Below are 19,435 nucleotides of genomic sequence, written 5' to 3'. Positions count from 1 at the left end.
CGTTCATCAGCCTTCCAGCCACTTCACCTGATCGGGCGTCAGCTTGATGTCGAGCGCCGAGAGGCTGTCCTCCAATTCGGCAATCGTGCGCGGACCGATCAATGGAATGACGGGGAAAGGCTGGGCGATGACATAGGCGAGCGCGATATGGATCGGGCTGCGGCCGAGCTTGCCAGCAAGCTCGATGGCGCGGTCGCGGCGTCCAAAATTGCGCTCCGAATACCAGACGCGAACGATCTCCTCATCATCCTTCTTGTCGCGGCCGGCGCGGTCGGTAAAGAAGCCGCGGCCCTGGCTCGACCAGGCGAAGTTCGGAATCTGCTTCTCGTTCAGCCACGTCTTCCAGTCGTCGTCGGAGGCGGCGACGCAGCCGGCCCAGATGGGATCCAGCATCTCGGCGAGCGAGAAGTTGTTGGAAAGCGCTGCCGGCGCCGCCTTGCCGGTCTTTTCGGCGTAGGCGATCGCCTCGTCGAAACGCGCCCGCGTCCAGTTCGAACCGCCGAAGATGCCGCGGATACGGCCGCGTTTGACCTCGGCATCCATGGCATCGACGAACTCGCCGACGGGTATATCGGTGTTGTCGCGATGCATGAAATAGATGTCGACATAGTCTGTTTTCAGCCGGGCGAGCGACTGGTCGAGCTGCTTTGCGATCATGTCCGGGTAGCAGAGCGGCGAGTGCGCGCCCTTGCCGATCAGCACGATCTCCTCGCGCGGCACCTTGCGGCTGGTGTGCCAGTCGCCGAAGATTGCCTCCGTTTTGCCGGCGCCATAGACAAAGGCAGTGTCGAAGGCGTTGCCGCCCGCCTCGTAGAAAGCATCGAGCGTCAGCGAGGCGGCGGCGAAGTTCGGGAAGAACTCGAAGCCGAGGGTCACGACCGAAGCGGGCTTCGAGATGCCCGGAATCTGTCGCTGCGGAATGCTGTTGCCGCGCGTGACCGCGCCGCCTGATATATTGGACGTGCGTTTGATGGCCTTCTCGACGCCATATTCGAGACCGACCGAGGCCCGCCACTGGTCGAGCACGCGCAGGTTTGCGATCGAATCCGCCCAGCTCATGCCGGGAGTGCTGAACTCGGTCCTGCCGGCCCGGATCGCATCGCCCGCGGCATCCGCCTCGAAGGAATAGAGCCAGCGCTCTTCCCGGACTTCGATCGTCTCTCGGCTGCCGCCCTTGAAGACTTCAATCTTGCCGACGCCGCCCTTGTGGCCGGAGGCGAACCAGAAGTCAGCGACCTCGATCCGGCCCTCGGAGCCGATGATGCGCAGCACATTGTCCTGCTGCGCCATGATCGAGCAGGAGACTTCGGCGATGATCTCGTTCGGGAACTTGAGCACGGCCGACGCCCATTCGTCGACGCCGCTCTCTCCAAGATGGGCGACGCCCGACACCTTTTCCGGTTCGAGGAAGGCCTTGCCCTCCGCGGCGCCGGCGATCAATCGTGCCATGGAAACAGGATAACCGCCGACGTCGAGAATGCCGCCGCCGGCAGTATCATTGGCGAAAAGCCGATGCTCCGGCTTATAGCTGCCCATGTTGAAGCCAAAACTCGAGCGGATGATGCGGATTGTGCCGATGACGCCGCTCTTGATGAGCTGAACCAGCTTTTCCGTCTGCGGATGCACCCGGTACATGAAAGCTTCGCCCGCAAAGACGCCGGTTTTCTTGGCTTCGTAGTAAACGGCTTCGGCATCATAGGCCGAAAGCGCGATCGGCTTTTCCACAAGGATGTGCTTGCCGGCGCGCGCCGCCTTGATCGCCCATTCGGCATGGCCGGTATGGGGCACAGAAATATAGACGGCATCGACCTCGGGGTCGGAAAGCAGCGCCTCGTAACCATCGACGATGCGGGCGCCTGGGAAGTTTTCGGCAAGTCCTGGCTTGGAAGGATTGCGGGTGGCAATCGCGACCAGTTTGCCGGTGCGCGAGTGGGCAACGCCATCGGCAAAGGTGCGAGCGATGGTGCCGGGGCCGATGATGCCCCAGCGGATCGGTTGATCGGAAGTCATGGGAATCCTCTTTCGTCTTTCTGCCTTGGGATTGGTTCAGCGGAGCCGTTTGCCGGCGCCGTCGAAAAGGAATGTGCGGTTGGCGGGAAGGCCGACGGTCAGCGTCTCTCGATTGCCTGATGTGCGCGATTCCGGCCGCTCAATGATCAGTTGTTCGTCGCCGACGGCGGCATAGATGTAGCTGGTATTGCCGAGGTGTTCGGCGACATCGATGGCAACGGTAAGATCGGTATCGCCAGCACCCCCATCGACGAAATGTTCGGGCCGGATGCCGAGGGTCACTTTCGCGCCGGTTTCGATGGGATCGGCGATGCACAGCGGCAGGCGCGTCTCCGGATTGCTCTCAAGCGCGATAACCGCCCGGCCCGGCTGCGCCTCGACGACCGCGGCTTTCAGGAAATTCATCTTAGGCGAGCCGACGAAGCCAGCGACGAACTGGTTGGCCGGGTCGTCATAGAGGTCGAGCGGTGCGCCGATCTGCTCGATATTGCCGGCGCGCAGCACGACGATGCGGTCAGCAAGCGTCATCGCTTCGGTCTGGTCGTGGGTGACATAGATCATCGTCGTGCCGAGCTGTTTGTGCAGCCTTGAGATCTCGACGCGCATCTGCACGCGCAGCTCGGCATCGAGGTTCGATAGCGGTTCGTCGAACAGGAAGACTTCGGGCTCTCGAACGATGGCACGGCCGATGGCAACGCGCTGGCGTTGGCCGCCGGAAAGCTGCTTCGGCCGCCGTTTCATCAGTTCGGTGATCTGCAGGATATCGGCGACATGGCTCACGCGCCGCTCGGTATCGGCCTTCGGGTTGCCGTTCATGCGCAAGCCGAAACTCAAGTTCTCCTCGACCGTCAGATGCGGATAGAGCGCATAGGACTGGAAGACCATGGCGATGCCGCGATCTGCCGGCTCGACGTCGTTGACGACCTTGCCTCCGATCCGGAGCTCGCCCGATGTAATATCCTCAAGGCCGGCGATCATCCGCAGCAGCGTGGACTTGCCGCAGCCGGAAGGGCCGACGAAGACGACGAATTCGCCGTCCTTCACCTCCAGATTGGCGCCATGGATGATCTCAAAGCCGCCGAAGCGTTTGACGATGTTGGTAAGTGAAAGCTCTGCCATTCGGCTTCCCCGATTACTTGCCCGATTACTTGATTGCGCCGGCCGCGATGCCGGCGATGAAATGGCGCTGGAGCGCCACGAAGACGACGAGGATCGGCGCAGTCAGCAGCACCGCGCCGGCCATGATTCCACCCCAGGAGACCTTGGTGAGGCCGATCAACGTTCCCAATGCCACCGGCGCCGTCATCATCCCCGGTCTGGAATTGATGAGCAGCGGCCAGAGGTAATTGTTCCACGAATGCAGGAAGAGAATGATCGCCAATGCCGCCATGGTCGGGCGCGCCAGCGGAAGGGCGATGCGCAGGAAGATCTGCCATTCCTTGACGCCCTCGACGCGTGCCGCATCGAAGAGCTCGCCCGGCATCATCGAGAAGGACTGCCGCATGAATAAGACGCCAAGCGAATTGAAAAGCGGCGGCACGATCAGTGCCACCCAGGTGTTTGCCAGCTTGAACTCGCGCGCCACCATGATGAATTGCGGTATGACCACCACGGAGAAGGGCAGCGTGATCGTGCCGAGGATGATGGCGATGACAACGGACCGGCCGACAAAACGATAACGCGCCAGCGCCCAGCCGGCCATCGAGGTCAGCATCACCGAGAGCACGGTATAGATAAGCGCCACGCCGATAGAGATTACCATTGCGCCGATGAAATCGGTATCTGCCTGCAGATTTTTGAAATTCTCGACGAAATTGGTCGACGGCCACAGCACGATCTCGGGATTGAAGATGCCGTTGTCGGGCATTGTCGAGAAGACGAACATCATCCACAGCGGAAACAGCCAGATCAGCGCCAGCGGCGCTAGTGCGGCGTGCAGCGCGATCTGACGGACGAGAAGGGATTGCGACTTGGATCTCATTTCGGGTCCCTCCCGATCCAGAGATTGAAAAAGGAGATCACCACGGCGAGAGCTGCCATCGTGTAGGCGATCGCCGAGGCATAACCGAAGTTCAGCGAGGTGAAACCCTGGCGGTAGAGGAAGAGGCCGAGTGTCTCGGTGCCGCCGCCCGGACCACCGCGATTGGTGATGAGGAAGGGTTCGGTAAAGAGCTGCATCGTGCCGATCACCGAGAGCACGACGCAGAAGAGGATGATCGGCTTCAAGAGCGGCAGGGTGATGTGGAAGAATTGCTGTGTCTTGCTCACCCGGTCGAGCGTCGCGGCCTCGTAGACATCGTCGGGGATGGCCTGCAGGCCGGCCAGGATGATGATGGCGTTATAGCCGGCCCAGCGCCATGTGACGGCGAGGATGATCACCGCCATCGCGGCATTGGCGTTGTCGAACCAGGAGATCGGGCTGAAGCCGACCGCCGAAATAATCTTGTTGATGATGCCGAAATCAAGGCTGAACATCAGCCGGAACACGGCTGCGTAGGCGACCTCGCCGACGACGACGGGGGCAAAGAAGGCGAAACGGAAAAGCGGGCGCGCCTTCAGAAGCGGCGAATTGAGCAGCACGGCCATGACGGTCGCCAGCGCGATCATCACAGGCACCTGGATCACCAGGATGATCAGCGTGTTGTAGAGAGCGTTATAGAAGGCAGGGTCGTAGAAGAGCCGGCCCCAATTGGCCTGGAAACTGTATTTCCAGGGATTGATGCGCGTGTTCTGAAAGGAAATCAGGAACGAGTCGATGATCGGCCAGACCCAGAAGGTGGCGAAAACAAGCAGATAGGGGGCGAGGAACGCATAGGCGCTCCGGGTTCTGAACGGCATCGAGCCTCCTCCTCACGAACGAATGAATGACGGGCCGCGCTGCAGGCGGGTGAAATGCCGGGCGCGGAAGCGCCCGGCATCGTCATTCATTGCGCGATCGGAAGTCCGGTTGCGGAAGCGATCTGCTTGGCGGCATCGTCGAGAGCCGCCTTCGCATCGGGATAGCCGCCGGCGAAGAATTTCGCCTGCGTTGCCTTGAAGATGCCTTCGGCATCACTTTGGAAGGCGGTGCCGCGGCTCGGCACGATCTTCGGCAGGGTCGCGAGAATGTCGGCCCAGACCTTCTGGCCGCCCCAATAGGGCTGCGGCTCATTGACGAAAGGATCCTTCTCGGCAGACAGCAGCGACGGGACCAGACCGAATTCCTTCAGCATGGTGACCTGGCCTTCATTCGTCCCGAGGGCGTAGTTGACGAACTTCCAGGCGGCTTCCTTGTTGGCGGAGGTCGCTGAAATGGCGAGCGACGAGCCGCCGAGATTGGCGGCATGCGGGCCGTCGGCCGTCAGGCTCGGCATTCTGTAGACGCCCCACTTGCCCTTGAGATCGGGTGAGGTCGAGCGCACCGTGCCTTCATACCAGCCGCCATAGAGCTGGCTTGCGGCCTTGCCGGCGGTGTTGGCCTGAATCTTCTCGTCCCAGTTGGCTGCGGTCAGCGTGCCTGCATCCTTCATCTCCTTCACCTTCTGCAGCGCGGCGACGCAGGCCGGCTGGTTGATGGTGATGTTCTGGCCGTCGGTCGAGAAATAACCGCAGCCCTGTTCATTGGCGATCATGCGGAACCATTCGCTGTCGCCGTTGAAATCGGCCTGTGCCATGACGACGCCGGGATTGGCGGCAGAAATCTTCTTGCCGGCGGCGATGAAATCGTCCCAGGTGCTGATCGTGCTCGGATCGACGCCGGCCTTTTCGTACATGTCGCGGCGGTAGAAGACGGCAACGGGACCGGAATCCCACGGCATGGCATAGGCGACATCGCCGACCTCAAGTTCGGTGCGCTTGAAGTCGGGGAACTTCGCCTGGATATCGGCCGTGTAGCCGAGCTCCTTCAGATTGGCGAAGCAGTCCGGAAAACGGCTCCAGAAGATTTCAGCCTCGAAATTTTCGATGCTGACAATGTCGGGCAAGCCGTCGCCGCCGGCAGCGCAGGCTGCGAGCGTCTTGTCGAAAACCTGGCTGTTGCCAAGATCTTCGACGGTGACCTTGATATCGGGAAATTGTTTGTTGAAGCCGGGAAGCGTGGATTTCAACGCCGATGCGGCGACATTCCAGCTCCAGATTGTGAGATTGGCCGACTCAGCGAAGGCCGAGCCGGAAGCAAGCAGTGCGACAGCTGCGGTCGCAGCGAGAAGTTTGAAGCGCATTGAAAATCCTCCCTTTTCAATTGCCGATCTTTCACGAACGCGGTTAGACTATCCGCAAGGGAGCGGCTGTCTCCTAAAAAGGGAATATGGATTTGGCGGAAAGTAAGGTCGGCACGCGCGCAATCTATCAGCCCGGCGCTAGCAGCATCGAGGGTTCGCCGACGGCACTGCAGATGTTTCACGCGCACCCGCCTGTCATGGCCATGCCGCACTGGCACGCGCAGGTCGAGATCAACTATGTCATGCGCGGAAGTGTGCATTACCGCATGAACGATCACGCGTTTCGGCTGAACGCCGGTGATATGTGCCTGTTTTGGGGTGGGCAGCCGCATCAGATGGACGAATCGTCAGATGATTCGCTCTATGCCGGTGCTCACCTGCCGCTTGTCTATTTCTTCCGGCTGCGCCTGCCGCTCAGCATTTCCAGTCGTCTTATGAAAGGTGAGACGTTGCTGACCTCGGCAACGGACGCTGCTGATAACGAAAACTTCGCTCGCTGGTTTCGCTATGCCAATTCCGGTGATTCCGCCAAGGCCCAGCATGCCGTGGACGAATTGCTGCTGCGCATCGAGCGTATCGCATTCGAACCCTATTCGATGACGACATCGAAGACGACCGCCAGCCTGGACGGCGATCAGTTGCATCCCAACTCCTCGCGAAGCGTCGCGCGCATGTGCGATTTCATCGCCGCCAATTTCCTCCAGGACATCGATTCGGTCGATATCGCTCGCGCCGCGGATCTGCATCCGAAATATGCCATGAATCTTTTCAAGCGATCGACAGGCATGACGCTCAGCAAATATGTGACGCTGCTCAGGCTGTCTCGCGCCCAGGCAATGCTGATGAGCGAAGGCGCCAATGTTCTGCAGGTGGCGATGGACAGCGGTTTCGGCTCGATCAGCGCCTTCAACAAATCCTTCCGCCACATCGCCGGCATGTCGCCATCCGATTTCCGTCGCGACATCCGCCTGGTGACGACGATGCCCGCCGGCGCCTTCCGCAACTAACGCATGTTTCACCTCGGTGACCGTCATCGGCGGCTCCAAACGCTGAGCTACCTCTCGGCGAGCTCTATCTGGATGCCATCGGGATCACGAACGAAGGCGACTTTGTGCAGAACCTCGGTGTTGATTGCCAGACGCGGCCGCTCCTTGATCTCGACGCCGGCCTTTTCCAGACGAGCGAAGGTCACCTCGACATTTTCGAACAGGAAGGTCAGGTGGCGCAGGCCGGCCGCACCGTCCGGCACGTCGACCGCCCTCGCCGCGCCTTCTGCCGGCGCGAAAATTTCCAGCATGCCGCCGCCGGCATCGAGAAAGGCGATCTCGGCGCCATCGGCCATCCTCTTGCGCAGATGCAGGCGCAGGCCGACAGACTGCAGTAAAAATCGACGGAGCGGTCCATGTCACTGACCGTCATGCCGACGTGTTCGAAGGATTTCAGCATGGGTGCTTCTCTCGGTTCGGATTGCAAAAGGTCTAAGGCTTTCAAGGAGGATCGAAGGGCGTTGACGGCAGTCGACGAGGCAGTTGGTTGTGCTCTGTGGACGTCACCTGTACGGTGGGAGTAAAAACGGGGTCAGAACCATATGCATATTCGAAGGGCGGTATCCGCCGACTCGGAGGAGCTGTGCAGTCTCCTGAACAAACTCATTCTGGCCGGCGGAACAACCGCACTCGAGACGCCGTTGACGGCTGCGGAATTCGCGGATTGGTACATCGACGGCGAGTTCCCCCTTATCTGTCATGTCGCGGAGCATGATCGGTCGCTTGCCGGCTTCCAGTCGTTGAGTCTCTACGGCGATCCGCCGAGAGGTTATGCCGATATCGCGACATTTGCCCGCATGAACCCCAAAATTTCCGGCGTCGGCAGCGCCCTTTTTCCGGCGACGCTGGCAGCAGCCGAGGAACTCGGGCTTGAATTCATCAATGCGACCATTCGTGCCGACAATGTCGGAGGTCTTGCCTATTACACAAAGATGGGCTTTGAGCCTTATGACCGGCTCATTCAGGTCCCGCTTTTGGACGGAACTCCGGTCGATCGGATCAAGAAGCGTTTCAGGGTGGATGCCAAGCGCCGCCCGGCATCCACCGCGTAATCGTTCAGAGGCCGTCGGACCTACGCTGTTCTTCCGGGAGCCAGGAGCGATAGAGCGGATGATCGGCGGCAATCGGCATCGGCGTCGGCCGGCCGGTGCGCTGGGAGAAATAAGCGGCCGTCACCAGCTCCAGCGAATTGCGGGCATCCTGCAACGTCACCGGCGGTTCCGTGTCCTCGACGATCGCCCTGTGGAAAAGCTCGAACTGGCGGGTATAACCATCCTCGCCCGGCACATAGGCGGCGAGCGCCGCATCGACCCGCGCCTGGTGCTCTTCGGTTCCGGCGGTAAAGACCCAGGGATCGCGGCCCATCGTATAGGGTTCGAGGATGCTCTCGGCGACGAGATCGCTGAAGCAGAAACGCAGCCGTGAGATTTCCTTGCGCGAGCCGAGCGTCATCGACAGCGTCGCCAGCGAGCCATTCTGCATTCTCACCGAGAGGGCGGCCGTATCCTCGACCTCGATCGGATTGACCAGCGTCGCCCCATAGGAAAATACTTCGGCGCAGGGACCGTGCACATAATTCAGCATGTCATGGGCATGGATCGCGTGACCGAGAAGGCCGCCGCCGAGTTCGCTCGTCCATTTGCCGCGCCACGGCACGGCGTAATAATCCGGCCCGCGCCACCAATGGGTCTCGATCGTCGTCAGGAACGGCTTGCCGGCAAGGCCCTGCTCGATCAGCAGTTTCAGCTTCTGCAGGCCGGAGCCGTAGCGATACTGAAAGATCGGCATCAGCTTCCTGCCCGGGAAGCGGGCGAGGATGCGGCCCATCTCATCGACTTCGGCAATCGAGCCGAAGAGCGGCTTCTCGCAAATCACATGCTTGCCGGATTCGATTCCCTTGCGGCAGAGTTCGAAATGCGAGCTCGGTGGCGTCGAAATGTCGATGATGTCGAGATCGTTCCGGGCAAACAGCGAATCCGCATCCTGCGTATATTCCGCAATGGCGAATTCGTCGCACAGCGCCCGGCCGCGATCCTCGTCCAGCGAGCAAAGGACGGGAACCTCGAAAAGATCTTTGTTCCAGCCGAAGCCCGTCAGGTGCCGCGCGGCAATACCAGCGCCGATAACGCCGACGCGTAATTTTCTGGCCATGATATCCTCCTCAGCGAGCGCCGATACGCGCGGCTTTCGTCTGGGCTTCGAGCGAAAGCCGGCAGACTTCGAAAACGTGATCCTGCGTCATCGCCGTTTGCGTGCGGTTAGCGACATCGGCGGTGAACGCGTCGAAATAATCGAGCTTCTCACTGCTGCAATCGATATGGGTCATTTCCCTGCCATTGACGAGGAAGAGGTGATCCTTGCCCGGCCGACCGGCAATATCGATATATTTGCGCAGCTCGATATAACCCTCCGTACCGAGGATGGTGAGGCGGCCGTCGCCCCAGGTCGGCAGCGCCTCCGGGGTGAACCAGTCGACGCGGACATAACCGGCCGCCTTGTCGGAGCGCAGCAGTACCTCGCCGAAATCCTGGAAGGCGGGTTTATCGGGCATGCCGAAATTACCGATCGAGCTGGCGATGACTTCGCCCGAGGTCGAGCCGGTATAGAACATGAACTGATCGACCTGGTGCGAGGCGATGTCGACGATGATGCCGCCGAAATATTCCGGATCGAAGAACCAATCGGGTCGGGTCGGCAGCTGCAGCCGGTGCGGACCGACGCCGAGCGTCTGAATGACCTTGCCGATCGCACCTTCCTTAACCAGCTTGCCGGCCTTGACGGCGGAGCGCACGCAATGGCGCTCGGAAAAGCAGATGGAGAAGATCTTGCCGGTCTCGGCAACGGTGCGCTTAACCTCCTCGAGCTGGGCAAAGGTCGTCACACCCGGCTTGTCGGTCATCACGTCCTTGCCCGCTTTCATCGCGCGGATGGCGAGCCCGGCCCGGTCGCGCGGAATGGCGGAAATGCAGATGACATCAATCGAGGGATCGTCGAACAGTTTCTCCCGGTCGATCTGCGGCGCATCGGGATAGGTCTTCTCGAAGGCTTCCCGCAATGCCGGCACGGAGGTCTGCGGGCAATAGCCAACGAACTCGCCGCCTGCGGCGAGCAGTCCCTTCACGTGATCGAACGTATGCCCATGGTCGATTCCGACGACGGCAAATCTCAACATCGCTGCAATATCCTCCCGGGATTTTCGTGCGGCCGGCTGGTGCCGGCATCCTCCATATCGGCCAAAACAGATAACGAAAGCTGGCTCCTGTCAAGGCAAGCTGGGGGGTGAAATCGCCAGTGTTCGTATTCAACCATCTGAAAAATAAAGCTTATTATGTATCTAAATAGTTATTTATGACCTTCATTCGAATTGATGCAGGCAGCAGATCCGCTCAATCCGATCCGGCAAAAGTCTTTTTCCCCGCCTATCTTGCTCCGCTCGGCCGAATGTGATCGATTTCGGCGGCCGCCGGGCTGGAGGGCGGCAACAATCTCGGAATTCTTTCAAGAGCGCTCGCCGCTGCCTGTAACGGAGGATCACCATGTCTCATCCCCTTCTCGATGCTGCCGCTTGCGGCGGAATTTTTGTCGGGCGCGTCTGGAATCCCGAAGTTGCCGGCCCGAGCATCGTGACGCTTCGTGACGGAATGCTCATCGACATCACCTCGCACGAGGCGCCGACGCTGAGCGCCCTGGTCGAGAGCCAGAATGCCGCGGGCTTCGTCCGAGCCGCAAGTGGCAAGGAGATCGGTCCTCTGGAGGAGATTGCCGCCAACAGCACCGGAAAACCGGATGCCGGACGGCCCTACCTCCTAGCGCCCGCCGACCTGCAGGCGGTCAAGGCCTGCGGCGTCACCTTTGCCCAGTCGATGATCGAACGCGTCATCGAGGAGAAGGCGGCCGGCAATCCCGATCGTGCCGCCTCGATCCGTGAGCGCGTCAGCGCGCTGATCGGCGGCAGTCTCACCAACCTCACGGCCGGTTCGCCCGAGGCCGCCAAGGTCAAGCAAGCGCTGATCGACGAGGGCATGTGGTCGCAATATCTTGAGGTCGGCATCGGCCCCGATGCCGAGGTCTTCACCAAGGCGCCGGTGCTCTCTTCGGTCGGCTGGGGTGCCGATGTCGGCCTGCATCCGATCTCGACATGGAACAATCCGGAGCCGGAAATCGTGCTCGCGGTCAACAGCCGCGGTGAAATCAAGGGTGCGACGCTCGGTAATGACGTCAACCTTCGCGATGTCGAAGGGCGCTCGGCGCTCCTGCTAGGCAAGGCCAAGGACAACAATGCGTCCTGCTCGATTGGTCCGTTCGTCCGGCTGTTCGATGCCGGTTATGGGCTGGATGAGGTGCGCAGGGCCGAACTCGATCTGAAGGTGACGGGCGAAGATGGCTTCGTGATGCATGGGAAAAGCTCGATGTCGCAGATCAGCCGCGACCCGACCGATCTCGTCAAACAGACGCTTGGCCCTCATCATCAATACCCCGATGGTTTCATGCTCTTTCTCGGAACGCTGTTTGCGCCAACGCAGGACCGTGATGCGCCGAAGCAAGGCTTTACGCACAAGATCGGCGATGTCGTCGAGATTTCCTCGGCCGGGCTCGGCACGCTCGTCAATACCGTGCGCCTCTCCACCGAATGCCCGCCGTGGACCTTCGGCATATCGGCGCTGATGCGCAACCTTGCGACGCGCGGGTTGCTCTAAGCAAAGTGCGCAGCGGGTTGCCTCCGGCTGCGCAGATTTTATGAACTACTGGTTTCGCCGTTTGCCCTCTAGCAGGTCGAGAACGGAGTTTGCCGCTTCCAGAACGTTCGTGCCCGGGCCGAACACGGCCGCAACGCCGTGTTCATGGAGGAATTCATAGTCCTGTCGTGGGATGACGCCGCCGCAGACGACGATGACATCGTCGCCACCCTTTTCCCTGAGCCTCTCGACCAACTGCGGCAGCAGCGTCCTGTGGCCTGCGGCGAGCGACGAGACGCCGACGACATTGACCTTTCGATCAAGCGCCAACTCGACAGCCTCGTCAGGCGTCTGAAACAGCGGACCGGCGAGCACGTCGAAGCCGATGTCGCCGAAGGCCGAGGCGATCACTTTGGCGCCCCGGTCGTGCCCGTCCTGACCAAGCTTGGCGACCATGATTTTCGGCCGGTACCCCATCGCTTCCGTCACCCCTGCCATACGCTCCCTCAGGACGGCAAGTTCCGGCTCATTGTCATAGGCTTCGCCATAGACTCCCCTGATGACATCAGGTGTCGCGGCATGATCACCAAAGGCAGCGCGCATCGCATCCGATATCTCGCCGACAGTGGCGCGGGCGCGCGCCGCCTCGATGGCGGCCGCCAGCAGATTGTCCTTGCCGCTGCGTGCGGTTTCTGCCAGGGCGGCCAGCGTTTCGCGCACGGCGCTGCTATCGCGCCGCCGCTTCGTCTCCTCGATGCGGCGGATCTGCGCGTTGCGCACTGCGCTGTTGTCGATCTCCAAAATGTCGATCGGCTGTTCGTTGTCGAGCCTGTAGCGGTTAACCCCGACGATGACCTCCTCGCCCTTGTCGACGGCGGCCTGGCGGCGCGCCGCCGCTTCCTCGATCAGCCGCTTCGGCAAACCGTCGTTGACAGCCTTCGTCATGCCGCCAAGCGCTTCCACCTCCTCGATTAGAGCCCAGGCCTTGTCGGCAAGTTCCTTCGTCAGGCTCTCGACATAATAGGAGCCCGCCAGCGGATCGACCACCTTGGTCACTCCGGTTTCATGCTGGAGGATTAGCTGGGTGTTGCGGGCGATGCGGGCGGAGATTTCCGTCGGCAGCGCAATCGCCTCGTCGAAGGAGTTGGTGTGCAGCGACTGCGTGCCGCCGAGCACGGCCGACATCGCCTCGAAGGCAGTGCGGATGATGTTGTTGTAGGGATCCTGCTCCTGCAATGAAACGCCGGAGGTCTGGCAATGGGTGCGAAGCATCAGCGAGGATGCCTTCTTCGGCCGGAACTCCTCCATGATGCGGGTCCAGAGCAGCCGGGCGGCGCGCAGCTTCGCCGCCTCCATGAAGAAGTTCATGCCGATCGCAAAGAAGAAGGAGAGTCTTCCGGCGAAATCATCGACGTTGAGGCCCTTGGCGATCGCCGCCCTGACATATTCGCGGCCGTCGGCCAGCGTGAAGGCAAGCTCCTGGACCAGCGTCGCGCCGGCCTCCTGCATGTGATAGCCGGAGATCGAGATCGAGTTGAATTTCGGCATCTCCCTTGCCGTATAGTCGATGATGTCGGCAACGATCCGCATCGAAGGTTCTGGCGGATAGATATAGGTGTTGCGGACCATGAACTCCTTGAGGATGTCGTTCTGAATGGTTCCCGACAGCTCGGCCCTCGGCACGCCCTGCTCTTCGCCGGCGACGATGAAGGAAGCGAGGATCGGAATGACGGCGCCATTCATGGTCATTGAGACCGACATGTCACCAAGCGGAATGCCGTCGAACAGGATTTTCATGTCCTCTACGCTGTCGATCGCGACGCCCGCCTTGCCGACATCGCCCTCGACGCGAGGGTGGTCGCTGTCATAACCGCGATGGGTGGCAAGATCGAAGGCGACCGACAGGCCCTTCTGGCCGGCAGCGAGATTGCGGCGATAAAAGGCGTTCGATTCCTCTGCTGTGGAGAAGCCGGCATATTGGCGAATGGTCCATGGCCGGCCGGCATACATCGTCGCGCGCGGTCCGCGGGTAAAGGGCGCAAAACCGGGCAGCGAGCCGAGATGCGCGGCGCCTTCGAGGTCCTCAGCGGTATAGAGCGGCTTGACAGCGATGCCTTCCGGCGTGTGCCAGGTCAGTGTCTCGGGTGAGGCGCGCAGCTCCTTCTGCGCAAGCTCCGCCCAATCCGACAGCGTCTTCTTCGTCATGCGTTCCTCCGGCTGCTTCATGGCCACCTTATCACTTCACAGGTGGATCACGCGATACAGCCTTAGGACAATTAACACAGCAAGCCATTCACCCGCCGCAAGCCTCCGACTGTGACCTATCTGTGGTCGAGCTTGGCGACTAGTCGGTCGCCGAGCCATTGGATGCCGCAGACGAGGATGACGAGGACGGCGACCACTGCGATCATGACATTGGTTTCGAAGCGCTGATAGCCATAGCGAATGGCAAGATCGCCGAGGCCGCCGGCGCCGATCGCGCCCGCCATGGCCGAGGCGCCGATCAGCGTCACCAGGGTGACGGTGAAGCCGGCGACGATGCCCGGCAGCGCTTCAGGCACCAGCACCTCGCGAATAATGGTCCAGCGATTGCCGCCCATGGCGCGCACGGCATCGATCAGCCCGCGGTCGACCTCTCGCAACGACACCTCTGCGATGCGCGCATAGTAGGGTGTCGCGGCGATGGCGAGCGGCACGATGGCGGCCCCGGTGCCGAGCGCGGTGCCGACGATCAGCCGCGTCAGCGGGATCAGCGCCACCAGCAGGATGATGAATGGCACCGAGCGGAAGCCGTTGATGGCGGCACCGAGGATGCGGTTGATCCAGAGATTTTCGGCGATGCCGCCGCGCGCCGTGACGACGAGGGCAAGGCCGAGCGGCAGACCTGCGACGAGCGAAATCACCCCCGAGGCGACAGTCATCAGGACCGTCTCCCAAAGCGAGCGAAGAAGCAGTTCAAGCATGATCGGCGTCATAACCAAGCACCTCCACCCGGGCGGACCGGGCCGTCAGGAATTGTTCGACCTTTCCGGCAAGCGCTGGGTCGCGCGCGGGAACGGCGATGAAGAACCGCGCCACCGGCTGGTTCTGGATATGGTCGATGCCGCCATGGACGAGGCGGAAGGAATGCGGCAGAGCCGCGGAGAGTTCGGCAAACAGCGCCCCCTGCGCTTGCGGCCCGGCAAGATCGACACTGAGGATCACTTCACTGCCCGTCGTCGCCGACAGCCGGCCGAGAATGTGATCGGGAAGTTGCGGGCGGATGCCGCCAAGCAGGCTCCTGGTGATGTCAGTTTGCGGATTGGCGAAGACCGACCAGACCTGGCCCTCCTCGACGATCCGTCCGGCATCGATGACCGCGACGCGATCGGCAATGCCGCGCACCACTTCCATCTCATGCGTGATCAGCAGTATGGTCAGTCCGAGCTTACGATTGATATCCTTGAGCAGGGTTAGGATCGATCGGGTTGTCTCAGGATCGAGGGCCGATGTCGCTTCGTCCGAGAGAAGTAGCGCCGGGCGCGCCGCCAGCGCCCGGGCGATGCCGACGCGTTGTTTCTGGCCGCCTGAGAGCGAGGCGGGGTAGGCCTGCGCCTTGTCGGCAAGACCGACGAGCTCGAGAAGTTCATGGGCCCGCTTCAGGCGCTCGGCCTTGGCAATACCCTCGATCTTCAGCGGCAGGGCAACATTGTCCTCCACCGTTTTGGCCGAAAGCAGGTTGAAGTGCTGAAAGATCATGCCGATGCGGCGGCGCAGCGGCTGCAGTTCCTGTTCTTGAAGCCGGGTAATATCGCGGCCGTCGATACGGATTTCGCCGCTATCGGCGCGCTCCAGCCCGTTCAAGCAGCGGATCAGCGTCGACTTGCCGGCGCCGCTGCGGCCGATGATGCCGAGGATCTCGCCCCTGTTCACGCTCAGCGAAATACCGTCAAGTGCCGGCGTGGCCCCGAACCGACGCTTCACGTCGATAAGCTTCACCACCTCTTCGGCCGCCTGCGGCCCCGGCTCGATCGCCGCCCTGGAAACAACGGAGTTCATGTACTTTTCCCTACAAATGCTGAAGGCGGCCCCGGCAGGAACGCCCGGGCCGCCTTTCGGCAGGCCTTAACCGCGGCCCAGTTTCGGATCAATAGGCGCTGAGACCCGTCCCCTTGTATACCTTGTCGAACTCGGCCTTGACGGTGTCGTTCTGGTAGGAAGACACCAGCGTCTTGACCCAATCCGCATTCTTGTTCTCTTCCTTGACGGCGATGAAGTTGCGGTACGGGTTGTCGGCGATCGGCTCCTGCGCGATGCGCTCGGCCGGAGAAAGACCGCTTTTCAGAGCCCAGTCGGTATTGACGACGCCGGCGTCGAGATCGTCGATCGAGCGGCCGACGATGCCGGCATCGAGTTCCTTGATCTCGATTTTCTTCGGATTGTCGGTGACGTCGGCGACGGTTGCGAGAATGCCGGTGCCGTCCTTCAACTTGATCAAGCCCTGGCTCTGAAGAACGCGCAGCGCCCGGCCTTCGTTCGAGGGATCGTTCGGCACGCCGATGACGGCGCCTTCGGGGATCTCGGCGACGGCCTTGTGTTTCTTGCTATAGAGGCCGATCGGCCAGACGCCGGTATAGCCGACGGGGACTATGTGATAGCCGTGCTGCTGAATCTGGTTGTCGAGATAGGGCTTGTGCTGGAAGGCATTGGCGTCGATTTCGCCGCGCTCCAGCGCTTCGTTCGGCTGAGTGTAGTCGTTGAAGATGACGGTCTCGATCTTGAGGCCCTTTTTGGTGGCTTCGCTGGTCACCACCCGCCATACATCCTCATCCTCGCCGGCCATGATTCCGACCTTGATCGACTTGTCCTCGGCAAAGGAAGGTGCCGGTGCGGCAAAGACTAAAAGGGCAGCTGCGGAAACAGCGGCGGCCGCAAGAGCCGCGCGGCGCGAAAAATTGAGGCCGTGAAGTTTTTTGTTCTTGGTCATTTTATATCCCGTCTGACTGATGAGGCCGAGCGCCCCGAGCCGGCTGATCATGTCAAAAGGCTGGATCGCGGGCGAAGCAAGAATGTCTGATGTCCAGGAAGGGTCGGAAAAACTCTTGCCGTGCCATCAATACTGGCAGCATAAATTTTCCATCAAATTTATGGATTAATTGCGGCTTATGAGCAGATTCTAAAGAAGGAGAACGCGCCTCCGGTCGCCGTTTCCATCCACGGCGGCCAAAGGACGACACACTTCCGGAGCTCGATATGCCAATCGCGACGTCGAGGATGGCCTCAGGCCCGCGTGTGTTTCGGAATGCGCGGCAGGAAGACGGTCAGCAGGCCGAGCAGCGGCAGGTAGGAGCAGATGCGGTAGACGAAGGCGATGCCGTGAGTGTCGGCAAAATCGCCAAGCAGCGCAGCACCTAGCCCCCCTGCCCCGAATGCAAAGCCGAAGAAGACGCCGGCAATCAGCCCGACGCGGCCGGGCACCAGTTCCTGCGCGAAGACGACGATCGCCGAGAAGGCGGACGCGAAGACCAGGCCGATAACGATGCTGAGCACGCACGTCCAGAAAAGATTGGCATAGGGCAGCAGCAACGCGAAGGGAATGACGCCGAGGATCGAAAACCAGATGACGAAACGGGCACCGAAGCGATCGCCGATCGGTCCCCCGAGGAACGTGCCGACGGCGACCGAGCCGAGAAACAGGAAAAGCATCAGCTGCGCCTGCTGCACGCTGAGTTCGAACCTGTCGATGACATAAAAGGTGAAGTAGCTCGAGACGCTCGCCATGTAGACATTTTTCGTCGCCGTCAGCAGCACCAGGATCAGCAGCGCCCAGATGACGCGGTTCTGCGGCAGCGGCAGGGTTCGGCTGACGGCCGCTTTGCTGGCGTTTTGACGCCTGTGGCTCATATACCAGCTGCCAACCCAGCTCAGCACGACCATGCCGACCATGGCGATGGCGGCAAACCAGGAGACGCTGTGTTGCCCGAGCGGCAGCACGATGAAGGCGGCGAGCAGTGGGCCGATCGCCTGGCCGGCATTGCCGCCGACCTGGAAAAAGGACTGCGCGAAACCGTGGCGGCCGCCGGAGGCAAGACGGGCAACACGCGAGGATTCCGGATGGAAGACCGCCGAGCCAAAACCGATCAGGCTCGCCGCGACCAGCAGCAGCGCGAAATTGCCGGCATTGCCGAGCAGAATGAGGCCGCAAAAGGTACTGGCCATGCCGACCGGCAGCGAATAGGGCATCGGCCAGCGATCGGTGACGATGCCGACCGCCGGCTGCAGCAGAGACGCCGTGACCTGGAACGTCATGGTCAGGAGGCCGATCTGGACAAAATCGAGATCGTAATTCGCCTTGAACAATGGATAGAGCGAGGCGAGCAGCGACTGCATGATGTCGTTCAGCATGTGGCAGAAGCTGACAGCCATCAGAATGGACATCGTCGTCTTTTCGAAACGGGGCGCTCGCTCGGCAACGGTTGCCATCAATATCCCTCCTGCACAGGCACGATTAGTGCCGTGTCGTTCTCATGGATTTTGGGCGATCGGGGCTGGCAAGACTGTCGAGCGACGGTCGCTGAAAGACATTTACCGCAGGCCGGGCAACGATCACCAGCCCGGTTTGGCCAGGATCGGTACGGCTTTTGTTTGATTTGCCTATTGCCCGACCGGCGCTTGCGTCGCTGGCCGTGTGTTGGACGGGGGTTTTCATATCACAGTCAGCCGAGATCATCGCATGCATGCTATACTACATGAAAACAACCGTGGAAAACTGCTTACAGGGGTACTACAGCTGCGCCGATTGAAATCCGATCGAGGCTGAAAACACGCGATGAATGTCAAGACACCGAATGCCATAGACAGTTACGTCGGCGCGCGCATCAGAACACGCCGGCAGCTGCTTGGAATGAGCCAGGAGCGGCTCGCCGACCAGATCGGCGTGACTTTTCAGCAGGTTCAGAAATACGAGAAGGGCATCAACCGCATTGGTGCGAGCCGTTTGCAGCGAATCGCCGAAGTGCTTCACACCTCTCCGAGCTTCTTCTTCGAGCAGAACGAGTCGCAGCCATTGAGCCTTCAGGGGTTGACGCTGCCGGACAATGCCGACCCCGTCGCAGAATTCCTGCGAACGAAAGAGGGGTTGGTGCTTAACCGCGCCTTTCTGAAGATTGCCAATCCCGATATTCGTGAAACGATCATCGCATTGGTGAAAGCGATGGCTCAGGCGGAAAGCGGTCCGGCTTTGCCTTCGATAGCGGATATCACCCGTCCGCCTCTGGAGTAGCTGGCCAAGTGGCAATTCTCCTGTGAGCTCGGGCTCGGGTGATCTGGCAAGGAACGGCGGATCTCGTCGAGACCGTTGGTCTGCTGAAGCGGAAATTCGAACATTCCTTCATCAGCGTTACGGCTGGCGAAAATGGCTCCCTGTGGTTCGACGACCCAAGCGGCGACATCCGTCACCTTGCCGCTCCGAAGGTGAGAGCGATCGACACGCTTGCGGCGGGCGACATCTTCCACGGCGCTTTCG

Annotated in this window: 16 protein-coding genes and 2 pseudogenes; 5 read left to right on the top strand and 13 right to left on the bottom strand. The window is 60.9% G+C overall.

The annotated features are described in order from the left end of the window. Positions 1–6 precede the first annotated feature (6 nt). The 5 genes from CO660_RS16385 to CO660_RS16365 form a co-directional block, all read right to left on the bottom strand. A complete protein-coding gene (locus tag CO660_RS16385) occupies positions 7–2,010 on the bottom strand; it encodes an aldo/keto reductase (RefSeq protein ID WP_097599596.1) in 2,004 nt (667 codons plus the stop codon). 36 nt (positions 2,011–2,046) lie between these two features. After that, the gene (ugpC, locus tag CO660_RS16380) at positions 2,047–3,129 is read right to left on the bottom strand and encodes a sn-glycerol-3-phosphate ABC transporter ATP-binding protein UgpC (RefSeq protein ID WP_097599595.1); all 1,083 of its coding nucleotides are present in this window, start codon (positions 3,127–3,129) and stop codon (positions 2,047–2,049) included. Positions 3,130–3,154: 25 nt separating this feature from the next. Continuing rightward, positions 3,155–3,991 (bottom strand): carbohydrate ABC transporter permease, encoded by an 837-nt coding sequence (locus tag CO660_RS16375; protein ID WP_085781576.1) that lies wholly within the window; start codon positions 3,989–3,991, stop codon positions 3,155–3,157. Then, entirely contained in the window at positions 3,988–4,848 is an 861-nt protein-coding gene (locus tag CO660_RS16370; protein WP_097599594.1) for a sugar ABC transporter permease, read from the bottom strand. The genes CO660_RS16375 and CO660_RS16370 overlap by 4 nt, the downstream gene beginning before the upstream one ends. Before the next feature lie 86 nt (positions 4,849–4,934). Next, positions 4,935–6,209, bottom strand: a complete 1,275-nt coding sequence (locus CO660_RS16365; protein ID WP_097599593.1) for an extracellular solute-binding protein — start codon at positions 6,207–6,209, stop codon at positions 4,935–4,937. A gap of 86 nt (positions 6,210–6,295) precedes the next feature. On the opposite strand from CO660_RS16365, the gene CO660_RS16360 reads away from it, so the two are divergent. Continuing rightward, complete coding sequence (locus CO660_RS16360; protein WP_097599592.1) at positions 6,296–7,216, top strand: helix-turn-helix domain-containing protein; 921 nt, start codon at positions 6,296–6,298, stop codon at positions 7,214–7,216. A 47-nt stretch (positions 7,217–7,263) separates the two neighbouring features. Here CO660_RS16360 and CO660_RS16355 read toward each other — a convergent pair. Then, positions 7,264–7,655 (bottom strand): annotated as a pseudogene (locus tag CO660_RS16355) (VOC family protein). Positions 7,656–7,797: 142 nt separating this feature from the next. Between CO660_RS16355 and CO660_RS16350 the strand changes: the two are divergent. Next, positions 7,798–8,307 carry a GNAT family N-acetyltransferase gene (locus CO660_RS16350; RefSeq protein WP_097599591.1) on the top strand — a complete coding sequence of 170 codons (510 nt, stop codon included), beginning with the start codon at positions 7,798–7,800 and terminating at the stop codon, positions 8,305–8,307. A gap of 4 nt (positions 8,308–8,311) precedes the next feature. Here the strand turns inward: CO660_RS16350 and CO660_RS16345 are convergent, their stop codons facing one another. Together CO660_RS16345 and CO660_RS16340 are read right to left on the bottom strand one after the other, a co-directional pair. Further along, positions 8,312–9,406: a Gfo/Idh/MocA family oxidoreductase gene (locus tag CO660_RS16345; protein WP_097599590.1), complete on the bottom strand. Its 1,095-nt coding sequence runs from the start codon at positions 9,404–9,406 to the stop codon at positions 8,312–8,314. Between the two features lie 10 nt (positions 9,407–9,416). Continuing rightward, a complete protein-coding gene (locus CO660_RS16340; RefSeq protein WP_097599589.1) occupies positions 9,417–10,427 on the bottom strand; it encodes a Gfo/Idh/MocA family oxidoreductase in 1,011 nt (336 codons plus the stop codon). 364 nt (positions 10,428–10,791) lie between these two features. Here CO660_RS16340 and CO660_RS16335 point away from each other — a divergent pair, with 364 nt between their 5' ends. Further along, positions 10,792–11,952 carry a fumarylacetoacetate hydrolase family protein gene (locus CO660_RS16335; RefSeq protein ID WP_097599588.1) on the top strand — a complete coding sequence of 387 codons (1,161 nt, stop codon included), beginning with the start codon at positions 10,792–10,794 and terminating at the stop codon, positions 11,950–11,952. Between the two features lie 45 nt (positions 11,953–11,997). Here CO660_RS16335 and scpA read toward each other — a convergent pair whose 3' ends face one another. The 5 genes from scpA to CO660_RS16310 all read right to left on the bottom strand — a co-directional run bounded on the left by scpA (position 11,998) and on the right by CO660_RS16310 (position 18,393). Then, positions 11,998–14,136 (bottom strand): methylmalonyl-CoA mutase, encoded by a 2,139-nt coding sequence (gene scpA, locus CO660_RS16330; RefSeq protein WP_097599667.1) that lies wholly within the window; start codon positions 14,134–14,136, stop codon positions 11,998–12,000. A 116-nt stretch (positions 14,137–14,252) separates the two neighbouring features. Next, entirely contained in the window at positions 14,253–14,906 is a 654-nt protein-coding gene (locus CO660_RS16325; protein ID WP_097599587.1) for a methionine ABC transporter permease, read from the bottom strand. Then, the gene (locus CO660_RS16320) at positions 14,887–15,969 is read right to left on the bottom strand and encodes a methionine ABC transporter ATP-binding protein (protein ID WP_097599586.1); all 1,083 of its coding nucleotides are present in this window, start codon (positions 15,967–15,969) and stop codon (positions 14,887–14,889) included. The genes CO660_RS16325 and CO660_RS16320 overlap by 20 nt, the downstream gene beginning before the upstream one ends. 88 nt (positions 15,970–16,057) lie before the next feature. Next, positions 16,058–16,897, bottom strand: a complete 840-nt coding sequence (locus tag CO660_RS16315; RefSeq protein ID WP_097599666.1) for a MetQ/NlpA family lipoprotein — start codon at positions 16,895–16,897, stop codon at positions 16,058–16,060. A 293-nt stretch (positions 16,898–17,190) separates the two neighbouring features. Next, complete coding sequence (locus CO660_RS16310) at positions 17,191–18,393, bottom strand: MFS transporter (protein WP_097599585.1); 1,203 nt, start codon at positions 18,391–18,393, stop codon at positions 17,191–17,193. Positions 18,394–18,739: 346 nt separating this feature from the next. Between CO660_RS16310 and CO660_RS16305 the strand changes: the two genes are divergently transcribed. Next, positions 18,740–19,192, top strand: a complete 453-nt coding sequence (locus CO660_RS16305; protein WP_097599584.1) for a helix-turn-helix domain-containing protein — start codon at positions 18,740–18,742, stop codon at positions 19,190–19,192. Between the two features lie 56 nt (positions 19,193–19,248). Next, a pseudogene (locus tag CO660_RS16300) lies at positions 19,249–19,434 on the top strand (PfkB family carbohydrate kinase); the annotation flags it as partial. Between the last annotated feature and the right edge of the window lies 1 nt (position 19,435).

Source organism: Rhizobium sp. L9 (genome assembly GCF_002531885.1).
GTDB lineage: Bacteria > Pseudomonadota > Alphaproteobacteria > Rhizobiales > Rhizobiaceae > Rhizobium.
The sequence above is the reverse complement of the archived record's forward strand: the minus strand, read 5'-3'. Positions and strand labels throughout refer to the sequence as shown.

Excerpts from the sequence above, each read along its gene's own strand:
- CO660_RS16385 (WP_097599596.1), bottom strand. The coding sequence starts at position 2,010 with ATGACTTCCGATCAACCGATCCGCTGGGGCATCATCGGCCCCGGCACC.
- ugpC (WP_097599595.1), bottom strand. The coding sequence starts at position 3,129 with ATGGCAGAGCTTTCACTTACCAACATCGTCAAACGCTTCGGCGGCTTT.
- CO660_RS16375 (WP_085781576.1), bottom strand. The coding sequence starts at position 3,991 with ATGAGATCCAAGTCGCAATCCCTTCTCGTCCGTCAGATCGCGCTGCAC.
- CO660_RS16370 (WP_097599594.1), bottom strand. The coding sequence starts at position 4,848 with ATGCCGTTCAGAACCCGGAGCGCCTATGCGTTCCTCGCCCCCTATCTG.
- CO660_RS16365 (WP_097599593.1), bottom strand. The coding sequence starts at position 6,209 with ATGCGCTTCAAACTTCTCGCTGCGACCGCAGCTGTCGCACTGCTTGCT.
- CO660_RS16360 (WP_097599592.1), top strand. The coding sequence starts at position 6,296 with ATGGATTTGGCGGAAAGTAAGGTCGGCACGCGCGCAATCTATCAGCCC.
- CO660_RS16350 (WP_097599591.1), top strand. The coding sequence starts at position 7,798 with ATGCATATTCGAAGGGCGGTATCCGCCGACTCGGAGGAGCTGTGCAGT.
- CO660_RS16345 (WP_097599590.1), bottom strand. The coding sequence starts at position 9,406 with ATGGCCAGAAAATTACGCGTCGGCGTTATCGGCGCTGGTATTGCCGCG.
- CO660_RS16340 (WP_097599589.1), bottom strand. The coding sequence starts at position 10,427 with ATGTTGAGATTTGCCGTCGTCGGAATCGACCATGGGCATACGTTCGAT.
- CO660_RS16335 (WP_097599588.1), top strand. The coding sequence starts at position 10,792 with ATGTCTCATCCCCTTCTCGATGCTGCCGCTTGCGGCGGAATTTTTGTC.
- scpA (WP_097599667.1), bottom strand. The coding sequence starts at position 14,136 with ATGACGAAGAAGACGCTGTCGGATTGGGCGGAGCTTGCGCAGAAGGAG.
- CO660_RS16325 (WP_097599587.1), bottom strand. The coding sequence starts at position 14,906 with ATGACGCCGATCATGCTTGAACTGCTTCTTCGCTCGCTTTGGGAGACG.
- CO660_RS16320 (WP_097599586.1), bottom strand. The coding sequence starts at position 15,969 with ATGAACTCCGTTGTTTCCAGGGCGGCGATCGAGCCGGGGCCGCAGGCG.
- CO660_RS16315 (WP_097599666.1), bottom strand. The coding sequence starts at position 16,897 with ATGACCAAGAACAAAAAACTTCACGGCCTCAATTTTTCGCGCCGCGCG.
- CO660_RS16310 (WP_097599585.1), bottom strand. The coding sequence starts at position 18,393 with ATGGCAACCGTTGCCGAGCGAGCGCCCCGTTTCGAAAAGACGACGATG.
- CO660_RS16305 (WP_097599584.1), top strand. The coding sequence starts at position 18,740 with ATGAATGTCAAGACACCGAATGCCATAGACAGTTACGTCGGCGCGCGC.